Source organism: Marinobacterium sp. MBR-109 (genome assembly GCF_040547565.1).
Taxonomy (GTDB): Bacteria; Pseudomonadota; Gammaproteobacteria; order Pseudomonadales; family Balneatricaceae; genus Marinobacterium.
This window is the reverse complement of record NZ_JBEPPZ010000002.1, coordinates 18,109-29,847: the sequence shown is the minus strand read 5'-3', so window position 1 is coordinate 29,847 and position 11,739 is coordinate 18,109. Positions and strand designations below refer to the sequence as shown.

Sequence of the window (11,739 nt, the reverse complement as noted above, 5' to 3'; positions counted from 1 at the left end):
CCTTTGCGGCAGCCATCAGCGTCCAAAGGCTGCCTCTTCATAGGCGGGAAAGAGATGAACAACGCTGCGCTGGAACTCGACTTCACGCAGGGCGATGTTGTCAAATTCGGAAGGGATCGGCAGCTGCATCACTTCGGTCATACTCAACCCCTGCTCTGCCGCATCAGTTAAGGTTTTATCCAGCCAGACCAGATAGGCATCCATCTGGTCAAGCGCGCGCTGATCACCCACCATCGGCCCATGCCCCGGCAGCATCAGCTTGAATGGATACTGCCGCAGCTGTGCAATTTCCTCTCGCCACTGCTGCAGGCCAGGGGTATGCGGCGTGGTCAGGGCTCGCTGGTAGAACACCATATCAAAGGGAAAGAGCACCCCGGTGCTGTGATCAAACAGCACCAGATCGGCACCACTGTGCCCACCCATGCGGATCCATTCCAGTCGATGGTTGCCCATCTGCTGCACGCCAGGCTCAAGTGTCTCGGTCGGCACCACCACTTCCGTACCCCGCATCCAGTCCCCTACCAGCCGATACATGTTTTCGGCAAAACTGTCGCCGTGGTTTCTGATCTGCTGTTGAGTTTCTGCCAGAGCCACAATGGGGACGTCCTCAAACGCCTGATTGCCAAGGAAATGATCAGGATGCTGATGGGTGTTGATCACCCTGCGAATGGGCTCATTCGTGACCGACCGAATCGCTTCAAGCAGCGCTTCACCATAGCGACGCGAGACACCCGTATCCAGCACCAGGACGCCTTCACCGGTTGCGATGAAGGCGGTATTGACGATGTTGCCACCATTTTCGACACTGAAATCTTCGGTGCGCCCCTCAATAAACCAGGTGTTTTCGGCCACTTCGACCGGCTTAAGCCGATAATCGAACGACGCTGCGCTGGCTGAAAGCGAGACCAGCAGGCCCAATAAAGCGGTTATCCGTTTCATCTGAACCTCCTCAAAGTGGCCGTGTGAATTCATTACCACCGTTATCCCTCAGCCAAAGGGTATAACCGGTGGTATCTTCATCAAGATCAAAGCTGATCACCGGGTTCTCAGACACCGGCTGAGACAATTCCATACGGATCTGAACCTCACCCTCCCCATTACGCAGCTCAAGCTGTTGCAGATAAAACTCCGGGATGGCATCCACCAGCCCGGTGTCCATCGGGTGGATCACACGCAGCTTAAGCCGAGAGCCCTCGCCTTCTGCGTTACTGAAGCGGCGCGCCTGAACTTCGCCGAGGTGGCTTTGCCAGTAAGGATCCGCATTGCCCATACTGGGGGTGGTGCAACCACCGCCGGCCGCTTCGAGCTGAGCATAGCCGATATGCCAGTCGCCGCTTTTGGTCAGCACGGCAGCCCGCACTGCCGTACTCTGTTGCACCTTGATGCGCAGTGAAACGCGACCGTTGGCGTTCTGCAGCGGGTAGTAATCGAAGATATGCTGGATCGGGTTGAGGTCGGCCCAGACCACAATGCGCTCGATCTCACCGGCAAAGGTACTGGCATCAATACTGATGGGCACCTGGGCCGGATCTTCGGCAAATGCCGGCACTTCAACCTTGATGCGAGGCTCAAAGCGGTAGTCTGCATCCCCCAGAAAAATTTTCCGCGTGTAGTCCCACATCACTGAATTGAGGGGATCATCGGGCGTGCCCGCCTGCAACACGCCCGTAACCAACAGAGCCAGCAGACCGACAAGGCCTGAGCGCAACATCTGCATGTGTCATTCCTCTTGTTTTTATTGTGTGAATCCTGACCGGGTTATTGCGCCTCGGTCTGGGCTGCCCGCTCCACCTGATAGAAAGACGGCGCACTGAAACGGACACCGTAACGTTCAAAGATCCGCTTCATCTGACCGCCCCTGATCATGTCATCCAGCACCGCCTCAACGGCATACCCCAGCTGTCGATCGGTTTCGCGCACAGCGATACCCACATCCCACATCTGCCTGCCCATGGTCGGGAAGCTGTTTTCCGCTAGCCTGAAGCGCGGATTGCCCCCCTGCTCCAGCAACCAGTCGATCTCTGATCGCATCGCCATCACGGCTGCAACCTCACCCTTCTCCATGGCCTCGAACGCAGCACGCGGGTTGACGTAATGCCGGGTCTTGTCACGCAGCCGACCATTCAGAGCGGATGTGAAGTAAAAAGCGGGCACGGTATCAACCTCGACCCCCACCGGCTCATACTGAAACACAGCAACGGTTTTGACTGAGTCCAGCCGTTGCGAGTCATAGGCGACCTGCCAGCGCTCTTCATGATAGGGCGCCATCATCACAACAAATTCGTTGATCAAATACCCCAGTGAATCCTGTTTGTAGGCGTAGGCCTTGTCATAGGGCACTCGCAGCATTACGTCAGCCACGTTTTTCAGTGCAAGCGGATTGTCTTCATCCTTGTCCAGGTAGTGGCCCCGCCAGACATTGTTGCGCAGGTCATCTTCCAGACCTTCGTCGGGCGTGATCCAGTGCAGCTGCAGATCAAGTTCCAGCTCATCCGCAATGTGGCGGGCGATATCCACATCCAGCCCGGCGGGCTTGCCCTGCTCTTCCCATGAATACGGCGGAAAGTCCTTGTACACACCGATACGGATATATCCCGAGGCGATCACGTCATCATACAAACGCGCAAAAGCCTGCTCGTTTCCGAGCAGGCCTGCCATCAAGGATATAAGCAGTGTAAGCAGCTTATTCCTCAACATATTTACTCTCCAACCAGGTTCTGATCGCCCAGAGCGCTTCCTGACTCAGGGTGTCAGCCATTTTCGGCATATAGACCGCTCCATCGCGCACCGCGCCATTGATAACGCGATACTTGTACCAGTCATCGCCTTCAAAATCCGGGCTCAGGTAACGCAGGTCCGGTGCGATCCCGCCTGAAATACCGTCCAGTCCATGACAGCGGGCACAGTTCTGGTTATAGGCTGAAGCACCAATTTTCACCGCCAGATCGTGGTCATCAGAAGGCGCGCGATAGGGGTTCGTATCTGCCCAGTCTTCACCCAGACTGGACAGCCCTTCGGTATCCACCGCCTGGGGCGTGACATCGCCGTGCGCCAGTACCTGGCCGGAAAGCGCAGAAGCCATCAAAGCGGCAGCCAACAGGCCAGTGAGTTTGTTATGCTTGGACATGGTTGTTCACCCGTTTCTTGTTTTATCTGACAGAACGCAGCCGGGAGATAAGACCCGACCTTGATGAGCTCATGATGAACCAGCCGTCACAACCTCAGAATTCAACCTTGGCACCCAAAACATTGGCCTTTGGTAGTAAATTTCGCCTCTAACCAATACCAGGGGTTGATCCGGCCACACCAAGGTAGTAAAACCAAAGCATAACTTTTTGATTGAATGGGACTTTTTCCCACAATCCCTGCAAAACCCCCACTCATTCCCGCATCCATTCCCGATCTTTCAGGGTCGGCTTCCGTCGCCTGAACCCCCTCTTGCTGAACACAATGCTCTGGCAATGGCCACTCTCGAACGAGGCTGGCTGAACACCACTCAACAAGGTATTGAACTGATGAAAACAAATATAAAAGCGCCACGCCGTGCCCTGCTGGCGGGGTCTGTCCAGACCGCTGTACTGGGCATCGCCATCAGCCTTGGCAGTGCCGGGGTACAGGCTGCCTCTTCCAATGTCAGCTGGGACGACATACTCAACGATCAGGCCACCCCAACTCCGAGACCGGCAAGGTGGAAGCCTGGAGCCACGGTGGCGGCGCGCCCTGGCAGAGCGCCAGCTTTGATGTCGAAACCAATACCATCATCATCGGCGCCGGCAACCCAGCCCCCTGGAACACCTGGGAGCGTACTTCACCTGGCGGCAATCCGCTGGACTATGACAACCTCTACACATCGGGACAGGTTGGCGTCGACCCCAGTACCGGCGAGGTGAAATGGTTCTATCAGCACACCCCCAACGATGCCTGGGACTTCTCTGGCAACAACGAGCTGGTGCTGTTTGAATATGATGACGAGGGCAAGACCGTCAAGGCCACGGCTCATGCCGACCGTAACGGCTTCTTCTATGTGGTCAACCGTGAGAACGGCAAGTTCCTGCATGCCTTCCCGTTCGTAGACAACATCACCTGGGCCACCCATATCGATCCTGACACCGGGCGTCCGGCAGAAGTGGAAGGCCAGCGTCCGCCACCGCCCAAACCCGGTGAGAAAAAAGGCGAATCCATCGAAGTATCTCCCCCATTCCTCGGTGGCAAGAACTGGAACCCGATGGCCTACAGCCAGGATACCGGCCTGTTCTACATTCCAGCCAACCACTGGAAAGAGGACTACTGGACTGAAGAGGTGACCTACCAGAAGGGCGCAGCCTATCTTGGCCAGGGCTTCCGCATTCGCAAGATGTATGACGACCATGTCGGCATCCTGCGCGCCATGGACCCGGTCACCGGCGAAACCGCCTGGGAGCACAAGGAGAAGCTGCCGCTGTGGGCCGGGGTACTCACCACCAAGGGCGGACTGGTCTTCACCGGTACCGGCGATGGCTACCTGAAAGCCTTTGATGCCAAAAACGGCAAGGAACTGTGGAAGTTCCAGACCGGTTCCGGAATCATCTCCAGCCCCATCACCTGGGAGATGGATGGTGAGCAGTACATTGGTGTCGCCTCCGGCTACGGTGGCGCGGTTCCACTCTGGGGCGGCGACATGGCCGACCTGACCAAGCCCGTACCACAGGGCGGTTCATTCTGGGCCTTCAAGCTGCCGAAGTGGGCCAACAAGTAAACCCATGGGGCCCAAGTGGCCCCATTTTTCATGGCAGGAGATCTTCCATGCTTAAATTGATTATTCCCACGTTGGTCCTGTCATTGCCACTGACAGCCCTGGCATGTGAACCCGCGCAAAAAGCCGAATGTCAGGGCGCCAACCTGCAGGGACACAGCCTTGCCGGCATGCAGCTCGATGGTATCAACCTGAGTAAAGCCAATCTGCGTTATGCCGATTTGCGCCATGCAGATCTGCGCGGGGCAAACCTTGAAGGCGCCGATCTTAGCCACGCCCTGCTCACACGGGCCAATCTGGAGAAGGCCAACCTGCGCGGTGCCAAACTGAATGAAACCAATATGGTGGCCATTCGCGGCTGGGCCCTGTTTGCACAGGGGGCTCAATTCAAACAGACCCGTCTGGATGGGGCGGATCTGTCATTTGCCCGCCTGAGCAATGCCCGATTCGAACAGGCCACCCTCTATGCCGCCAATCTTGAAATGGCATGGATGACCAAGACCAGGCTGAGCGGCAGCAACCTGCGCGATGCTGATCTGCAGGAAGCCAAGCTCAATAACGCCAACCTTGAAAACGCTGACCTGCGTGGCGCCAAACTCCGCTTTGCAACCTTTCAGAACACTTGGATGGAAGGCTGCAACGGCTGCCCCCACGACTGGATGACCCCCAAACACCCCGTGGAGTGAGGCTGCCCCAGAGCTGAAAGGCCGCTGCAACCCTCATCAGGCGCAGCGGCCTTTCAGTCAGGGAAAGCGCCTTGAGGCTCAGGCAAGTTCGGAGCAGCCCGGCTTGATCAAGCCACAACGGATGGCCAGATGCACCAGCTCCGCAGTCGATCCGACCTCCAGCTTACTCTTCAACAGGGCACTGTGATTGGACACCGTCTTGGCACTGATACAGAGCTGATCCGCAATGTGCTTCGGGGTAAGGCCGCGTGCCAGCATGACAAAAATCTCAAACTCACGCTGTGTCATATTCGCCAGCCGCGGATCGCTGCCGCCCTTGCCCTGCATCGCCAGCCGCGTTGCCAGCTCATGCTCCACGTAGGGTAACCCCTGCACCACACGCTTGACCGCATCGAGCAGAATTTCGGGCGAACTGCTCTTGGTGATATACCCCAGCGCGCCGGCATCCAGAGCCTGCTTAACCATCGGCAGCTCATCATACATGCTGAAAAACAGTACTTTTGCCGATGCGTCCCGCTCCAGAATACGTTTGGCCGTTTCGATACCGCTGATATCGGGCAGGTTGATATCCAGAATCACCAGGTCGGGCCGCTGCTGCTGCCAGAGCGCAAAGCCATCGTGGCCACAGCCGGCTTCAATGATTTCACATCGTTCCAGCATTGTTTCCAGCAGACTGGCATAGCCCTGACGCACAACAGCATGATCATCGGTCAACAGAATCTTCATTTATGCACCCCCTCGGGTAACGGCAGGTCAAGTTTCAGCAACAGGCCCTGCCCCACCGGTGAAGTCAGTTCCAGGCTGGCATTCATGTAACGGGCTCGCTCCTGCATCGAACGCAGACCCACACCGGGGCGCAGCTCGGCGGGCAGGCCCTGACCATTGTCCTGCACACGTAAACTCAGGTGATCACCGCAGCGGAGCAAACTGATACAGACCCGTGTTGCCTGTGCATGCCGCGCCACGTTGTTGAGCGCTTCCTGCAGCAAACGGTACAGATGGGTCGCTGACTCTTCATCCGGCAAATCCGGCAGGGTTCTGAGCAGCAGCTGGCACTCAATCCCGCTGCTGCGTTGCCACTGTTCCGCCAGACTGCGCAGCGACTCTTCCAGCCCCAGCGACTCCAGTATCACCGGATGGAGACTGCGAATCAGACGCCGAAAGCCCTGCTGAATCTGCTCGCAATCGCGCACGATCAAGGGTGCCGTTTTCGCCACGATATCTGCCCGGTCCGAGGCTTTGCTCAGCAGGTAGGCCTGGGCGTGAATACCGGTCAGGTACTGGCCAAGATCGTCATGCAACTCACGGGCAAGGTAGCTGCGTTCCTTCTCCTGCAGCGCCATCAACTCACGGGTCAGACGTCGATTATCCGACTGCTCACGCTCCAGCACCTCGGCCATGCGATTGAAGTGGTCGGCAAGACGCCGCACCTCCGGCACGGAGTAGTTGCCAAGACGGGCATTGAACTGACCATGCTGAATTCGGTCCAGTGCCTGCAGTATCTGAGCCACCGGGCGCATGCCGCGGCTCACGCCCCAGCTGATCGCGGCAGACGACAGCAGCGCCGCACCGAAAAACAGCCAGAAAATCTGCAACGCTGACTCCCAGACCTCTTCCAGCTCATCGGCCGGGTCTGCGATCAGAATCAGCACCTCCTGCTCATTGAGTGGAATACGCCGCTCAAACAGTGGCTGGTGAGACGGCCAGACCAGCGCTGCAAACCAGTTCGGCGTATCACCTCCACCCCAGCTTTCGGGGGTGGGTGACACACCGGCAGGCAGTACCTGCAAACTCAGGTGCCTCAGCTCCACCTGCAACAGAGACTCCAGCTGCTCCGGGTAGCGCACCGCCTGCGTCAGCAGCTGTTCTGCCATCCGCATGCCGGACGACAGCTCGCGGCGTATGTCAGAGCGCGCCTGGTGCATCAGGGCGTAGAGACTCAGCAGCAGGGCCAGTAAAAAGGCCGCTGCCACCAGCAGGTTCAGTCTGACGACGGCTCGCATGGGAATCAATCAGCCTCAGCGAACGCTGAAGACCCCTTCCATGCCCTTGCCTTCAAGCCCTTTCATGAAGAAGCGGTAATCACCGGGCTTGATCGGGACGAAATAGATCTCGGCTTCGCCTGCCTGCTCGAACTCAAGCTCGGTCAGAGTCGTGGCCTTGATCTCAATATCACCCGCTTCCACCTTGCGCAAGAAGATCGAAGTGAAAAATTCAGGTGCCTGCATGGCGTATTCCTTGAGGCCGCTGGACACCACTTTCAGGCGATAGGCCTGGCCCGTTTCCAGCTCGTAGCGTGTCTGGGACATGGCGTAGTCGGTCACCTCGCTCCCCAGTACCAGATCGGGCAGGGCTTCAGGGCGAGTTGTGAGGTCGCCGGCGGCATGGGCTGTCATGGCGGACAACGAAATTAGTGAGCCAACGAGGCAGGTTTTCAGTCTGGACATGGGTGTTTCCTGTGTTTGGCGTAATGGTTTACACCATGTTAGGCCCCACGCTCAGGCGCAACATACTACTTCGGTACTGAATGTTTCGTACTTTCTGAATATTTCACCTGCCTCGCCGGCCCCCTAAGCTGGATCCATAACAATGATAAAGACCCGAGCGTACATCATGAAATCGTTGAACCGCCTGACATTGACCGCCTGCATGGCCCTGCTGCCCATCAGCCAGACAGCCAGCGCGAACGCACTTGAGATCCAGATCGCCTATCTGGGCTTTGAAGCCGATCATGGCCCGGTGCTGTCCAATATTCTGCCAGAGCCTGTTGATGCCGGCCTGCGTGGAGCCGAGCTGGGCATCAGCGACAGCAATTCAACCGGCCGTTTCCTGAAACATCAGTACCGTCTGCACAGCCTCAGCAGTCCGGACTCAGCCAGCCTGATCGCCCATGCCCAAACGCTGTACGATCAGGGCCTGAGACTGTTTGTACTCAACCTTAATGCGGATCAGTTGCGCCAGATTGCAACACAGTTGCCCGATGATACCGTCCTGATCAATGCCGGCAGCTCAGACAATGAGCTGCGCAGCAATGCCTGCATACCCGGCATGCTGCATACCCTTCCCTCGCGCGCCATGCTGACCGATGCACTTGGCCAGTTGTTGGCCTCACGCCGCTGGAGTCGATGGCTGCTGCTGGAAGGCAACCAGGCCGAAGACAAGGCCTATGCCGACTCATTGCAGCGCAGCGCAGATCGCTTCGGTGCCAAAATCATCGAACGCAAGAGCTGGGATTACGACACTGATCTACGCCGGACCGCACAGAAAGAACTTCCGCCGTTCACTCAGACCCGTGAATATGACGTTGTTCTGGTCGCCGATGAACGCGGCGACTTTGGCGAGTATGTACCCTACAACACCTGGTATCCAAGGCCGGTGGCAGGCACCCAAGGCATGAGCCCGGTCGCCTGGCACCGGGTGGTTGAAGCCTGGGGCGCAGCCCAGTTACACAGCCGCTTCGAGAAACAGGCCGGTCGCTGGATGAACAGCCTGGACTACGCCAGCTGGGCCGGTGTACGCACCTTCGCCGAAGCGGTTACCCAGACCCGCAGCACAGACCCTTCCACGCTTAAGGCTTTCATCCTGTCGCCCGAATTTCAGCTCGGGGCATTCAAGGGCCGCAAGCTGTCCTATCGCCCCTGGAGCGGTCAGCTGCGCCAGCCCATTCCACTGATTCACCCCCGTGCACTGGTTTCACAATCACCGCAGGAAGGGTTTCTGCACCCGGTCACCGATCTGGACACCCTTGGCTATGACGCCAGTGAGAGTGAGTGTCAGGTTCAATAATAACGAAGGAGTTTAACGGCCATGCGTATTCCGTTTATCAAGGCAGCACTGGTTTCAGCCATGCTGGCAACCCCGTTGGCACACGCGGCAACAGCGATTGTCTCCAATGAAAAGGATGACACACTGTCATTCATTGACTTGGAAACCCTGGAAGTGACCGACACGGTATCGGTGGGGCAACGTCCACGGGGCATTATTCTGTCAAAGGACAAGTCCCGTCTTTACATCTGCGCCAGCGACTCCGATACCGTGCAGGTGATGGATCTGGCCAGCCGTACAATTATCGCCACCCTGCCCTCGGGTGAAGACCCGGAACAGTTCTCGCTGCACCCCGATGATCGCCGTCTGTACATCGCCAATGAAGACGACGCTCTGGTGACCGTGGTCGACACCGTAAGCCATGAAGTGCTGGCACAGATTGAGGTTGGGGTCGAACCCGAAGGCATGGCGGTCAGCCCTGATGGGCGCTGGGCGGTCAATACCAGTGAAACCACCAGCATGCTGCACTGGATCGATACCGAAACCCATGAACTGATCGACAATACGCTGGTGGACCAGCGCCCTCGCCATGTGGAGTTCACACAAGATGGCAGTGTGCTGTGGGCCTCGTCAGAGATCGGCGGTACCGTTTCGGTCATTGATGTGGCAAGCCGTGAGATCATCAAGAAGCTCAACTTCCAGATACGTGGTATCCATCCCGACAAGATTCAGCCTGTCGGCGTCAAGCTGTCAGCGGATTGCCGTTTTGCCTTTGTCGCTCTGGGTCCGGCCAACCATGTTGCGGTCGTGGATGCATCCAGCTACGAGGTGCTGGACTACCTGCTGGTCGGTCGCCGGGTCTGGCACATGGAGTTCACACCTGATCAGAAATACTTGCTGACCACCAACGGTGTCAGTGGTGATGTATCGGTGATTGATGTCGATAAGATGAAAGTGATCAAGTCGATCAAGGTAGGCCGTTACCCCTGGGGCGTGGTCACACTGGAGTGATGAGCCGATGAGTATCGAGGCACAGGGTATCAGCTTTCGCTACGGCCACCGCCTGGCGCTGGACAATATCAGCTTCAGGCTTGAGCCGGGGCGCTTCAACGCCCTGCTTGGCCCCAACGGTGCCGGCAAGAGTACGCTCTATGCCCTGCTGACTCGATTGTTTGCCCTGCAGCAGGGTGAGATTCGCATCGATGGGCTGGCGCTGAGGCAACAGCCTCGGGCCCTCATGCAGCGAATCGGGGTTGTGTTTCAGCACAGTACGCTGGATCAGGACCTGAGTGTATTGCAGAACCTGGAGTACCACGGCGCCCTGCACGGCCTGTCGCCGCGCCAGGTGCGTACCGCTGCAGGCCCACTGCTGGAGCGCCTGCGGCTGAGTGATCGCCTGCATGACAGCATTCGCAGCCTCAACGGCGGTCATCGGCGCCGGGTTGAGATCGCCCGTGCCCTGTTGCATGAGCCCTCGGTACTGCTGCTGGATGAAGCGTCAGTCGGTCTCGACACCGCGTCTCGGCAGGCGATCAATCGCCATGTGCGCGAGCTGTGCGCAGGCAAGAACCTGACCGTACTCTGGGCCACTCACCTGATTGAAGAGATCGAGCGGGACGATCCGGTACTGATTCTGCATAAGGGACAGATACTCGCCGACAACATTGCCTCTGCAATCTGCTCCGAACATCATTGCCCCTCACTGGCACAGGCGTTCGAGCGGATCACCGGGCTTGAGGAGCCAACGGCATGCCACTGAAAGCCTACCTGATCTGCTTTAACGGCGTGTTGAAGCGGGAGTTCTTGCGCTTTGTGCATCAACGCACCCGTTTTCTCAGTGCCTTGATCCGCCCCCTGCTGTGGCTGGTGGTCTTTGCTGCCGGTTTCAGGGCGGCACTCGGAGTATCGATCATCCCCCCCTACCAGACCTATATCACCTACGAGACCTTCATTCTGCCGGGGCTGTGCTGCATGATTTTGCTGTTCAACGGCATGCAGGGATCACTGTCGATGGTCTATGACCGTGAGATGGGCAGCATGAAGGTGCTGCTGATGAGCCCGTTGCCGCGCGCCTGGCTCCTGTTCTGCAAACTGGTGTCCATTGCCCTGCTGTCGCTGGCACAGGTCTATGCCTTCATCGCACTTGGCTGGCTGGTGGGGGTGGAGCCGCCGCTTTGGGGGCTGGTCGCTGTGCTACCGGCGTTGTTGCTGACTGCCTTTCTGCTGGGGGCCATCGGCCTGTTTCTGTCCTCGCGGATTCGTCAGCTGGAAAACTTTGCCGGGGTGATGAACTTCGTGATTTTCCCGATGTTCTTCATGTCATCGGCACTGTATCCGTTGTGGAAGATGCGGGAGTCCAGTGAGTGGCTGTATTGGGTCTGCAGTTTCAACCCCTTTACTCACGCCGTCGAACTGGTTCGGTTTGCACTCTATCTGGAGCTGAATCAAACAGCCCTGCTGATAACACTGGCAACGACTGCCGTATTCACGCTGCTGGCCCTGCTGGGCTTCAATCCTGAACGCATGGCCTCGAACACCAGGGGCAAAGGCTGACGC

General features: G+C 57.7%; 12 protein-coding genes and 1 pseudogene. 6 read left to right on the top strand and 7 right to left on the bottom strand.

Going from position 1 to position 11,739, the window contains the following annotated elements; all coding sequences use genetic code 11:
- Positions 1-15: 15 nt before the first annotated feature.
- From ABIE60_RS03115 to pedF, 4 genes are read right to left on the bottom strand one after another with little or no spacing between them, the layout of a single operon-like run.
- On the bottom strand, positions 16-939 hold the full coding sequence (locus tag ABIE60_RS03115; RefSeq protein ID WP_354467697.1) for a quinoprotein relay system zinc metallohydrolase 1: 924 nt from the start codon (positions 937-939) through the stop codon (positions 16-18).
- 10 nt (positions 940-949) lie between these two features.
- On the bottom strand, positions 950-1,717 hold the full coding sequence (locus ABIE60_RS03110) for a quinoprotein dehydrogenase-associated SoxYZ-like carrier (RefSeq protein ID WP_354467695.1): 768 nt from the start codon (positions 1,715-1,717) through the stop codon (positions 950-952).
- Positions 1,718-1,758: 41 nt separating this feature from the next.
- A complete protein-coding gene (locus tag ABIE60_RS03105; protein WP_354467693.1) occupies positions 1,759-2,697 on the bottom strand; it encodes a substrate-binding periplasmic protein in 939 nt (312 codons plus the stop codon).
- Complete coding sequence (pedF, locus tag ABIE60_RS03100; protein ID WP_354467691.1) at positions 2,684-3,127, bottom strand: cytochrome c-550 PedF; 444 nt, start codon at positions 3,125-3,127, stop codon at positions 2,684-2,686. The genes ABIE60_RS03105 and pedF overlap by 14 nt, the downstream gene beginning before the upstream one ends.
- Positions 3,128-3,670: 543 nt before the next feature.
- Between pedF and ABIE60_RS03095 the strand changes: the two are divergent.
- Positions 3,671-4,735, top strand: a pseudogene (locus ABIE60_RS03095) (outer membrane protein assembly factor BamB family protein); the annotation flags it as partial.
- 47 nt (positions 4,736-4,782) lie between these two features.
- Positions 4,783-5,418 carry a pentapeptide repeat-containing protein gene (locus tag ABIE60_RS03090; protein ID WP_354467690.1) on the top strand — a complete coding sequence of 212 codons (636 nt, stop codon included), beginning with the start codon at positions 4,783-4,785 and terminating at the stop codon, positions 5,416-5,418.
- A 78-nt stretch (positions 5,419-5,496) separates the two neighbouring features.
- Here the strand turns inward: ABIE60_RS03090 and ABIE60_RS03085 are convergent, their stop codons facing one another.
- From ABIE60_RS03085 to ABIE60_RS03075, 3 genes are read right to left on the bottom strand one after another with little or no spacing between them, the layout of a single operon-like run.
- The gene (locus ABIE60_RS03085; protein WP_354467688.1) at positions 5,497-6,144 is read right to left on the bottom strand and encodes a response regulator transcription factor; all 648 of its coding nucleotides are present in this window, start codon (positions 6,142-6,144) and stop codon (positions 5,497-5,499) included.
- Positions 6,141-7,421: an ATP-binding protein gene (locus ABIE60_RS03080; protein ID WP_354467686.1), complete on the bottom strand. Its 1,281-nt coding sequence runs from the start codon at positions 7,419-7,421 to the stop codon at positions 6,141-6,143. Before ABIE60_RS03080 ends, ABIE60_RS03085 begins: the two co-directional genes overlap by 4 nt.
- Before the next feature lie 15 nt (positions 7,422-7,436).
- The gene (locus ABIE60_RS03075) at positions 7,437-7,865 is read right to left on the bottom strand and encodes a cupredoxin domain-containing protein (RefSeq protein WP_354467684.1); all 429 of its coding nucleotides are present in this window, start codon (positions 7,863-7,865) and stop codon (positions 7,437-7,439) included.
- A gap of 142 nt (positions 7,866-8,007) precedes the next feature.
- Between ABIE60_RS03075 and ABIE60_RS03070 the strand changes: the two genes are divergently transcribed.
- From ABIE60_RS03070 to ABIE60_RS03055, 4 genes are read left to right on the top strand one after another with little or no spacing between them, the layout of a single operon-like run.
- On the top strand, positions 8,008-9,204 hold the full coding sequence (locus ABIE60_RS03070) for a lanthanide ABC transporter ABC transporter substrate-binding protein PedA1 (RefSeq protein WP_354467683.1): 1,197 nt from the start codon (positions 8,008-8,010) through the stop codon (positions 9,202-9,204).
- A gap of 21 nt (positions 9,205-9,225) precedes the next feature.
- Complete coding sequence (locus tag ABIE60_RS03065) at positions 9,226-10,194, top strand: YVTN family beta-propeller repeat protein (RefSeq protein WP_354467682.1); 969 nt, start codon at positions 9,226-9,228, stop codon at positions 10,192-10,194.
- 7 nt (positions 10,195-10,201) lie between these two features.
- Complete coding sequence (locus ABIE60_RS03060; RefSeq protein WP_354467681.1) at positions 10,202-10,942, top strand: lanthanide ABC transporter ATP-binding protein PedB/LutE; 741 nt, start codon at positions 10,202-10,204, stop codon at positions 10,940-10,942.
- Entirely contained in the window at positions 10,933-11,736 is an 804-nt protein-coding gene (locus tag ABIE60_RS03055; RefSeq protein ID WP_354467679.1) for a lanthanide ABC transporter permease protein PedC, read from the top strand. The genes ABIE60_RS03060 and ABIE60_RS03055 overlap by 10 nt, the downstream gene beginning before the upstream one ends.
- The last annotated feature ends 3 nt before the right edge of the window (positions 11,737-11,739 follow it).

Excerpts from the sequence above, each read along its gene's own strand:
- ABIE60_RS03070 (WP_354467683.1), top strand. The coding sequence starts at position 8,008 with ATGATAAAGACCCGAGCGTACATCATGAAATCGTTGAACCGCCTGACA.
- ABIE60_RS03075 (WP_354467684.1), bottom strand. The coding sequence starts at position 7,865 with ATGTCCAGACTGAAAACCTGCCTCGTTGGCTCACTAATTTCGTTGTCC.
- ABIE60_RS03090 (WP_354467690.1), top strand. The coding sequence starts at position 4,783 with ATGCTTAAATTGATTATTCCCACGTTGGTCCTGTCATTGCCACTGACA.
- ABIE60_RS03080 (WP_354467686.1), bottom strand. The coding sequence starts at position 7,421 with ATGCGAGCCGTCGTCAGACTGAACCTGCTGGTGGCAGCGGCCTTTTTA.
- ABIE60_RS03105 (WP_354467693.1), bottom strand. The coding sequence starts at position 2,697 with ATGTTGAGGAATAAGCTGCTTACACTGCTTATATCCTTGATGGCAGGC.
- ABIE60_RS03055 (WP_354467679.1), top strand. The coding sequence starts at position 10,933 with ATGCCACTGAAAGCCTACCTGATCTGCTTTAACGGCGTGTTGAAGCGG.
- ABIE60_RS03060 (WP_354467681.1), top strand. The coding sequence starts at position 10,202 with ATGAGTATCGAGGCACAGGGTATCAGCTTTCGCTACGGCCACCGCCTG.
- pedF (WP_354467691.1), bottom strand. The coding sequence starts at position 3,127 with ATGTCCAAGCATAACAAACTCACTGGCCTGTTGGCTGCCGCTTTGATG.
- ABIE60_RS03110 (WP_354467695.1), bottom strand. The coding sequence starts at position 1,717 with ATGCAGATGTTGCGCTCAGGCCTTGTCGGTCTGCTGGCTCTGTTGGTT.
- ABIE60_RS03115 (WP_354467697.1), bottom strand. The coding sequence starts at position 939 with ATGAAACGGATAACCGCTTTATTGGGCCTGCTGGTCTCGCTTTCAGCC.
- ABIE60_RS03065 (WP_354467682.1), top strand. The coding sequence starts at position 9,226 with ATGCGTATTCCGTTTATCAAGGCAGCACTGGTTTCAGCCATGCTGGCA.
- ABIE60_RS03085 (WP_354467688.1), bottom strand. The coding sequence starts at position 6,144 with ATGAAGATTCTGTTGACCGATGATCATGCTGTTGTGCGTCAGGGCTAT.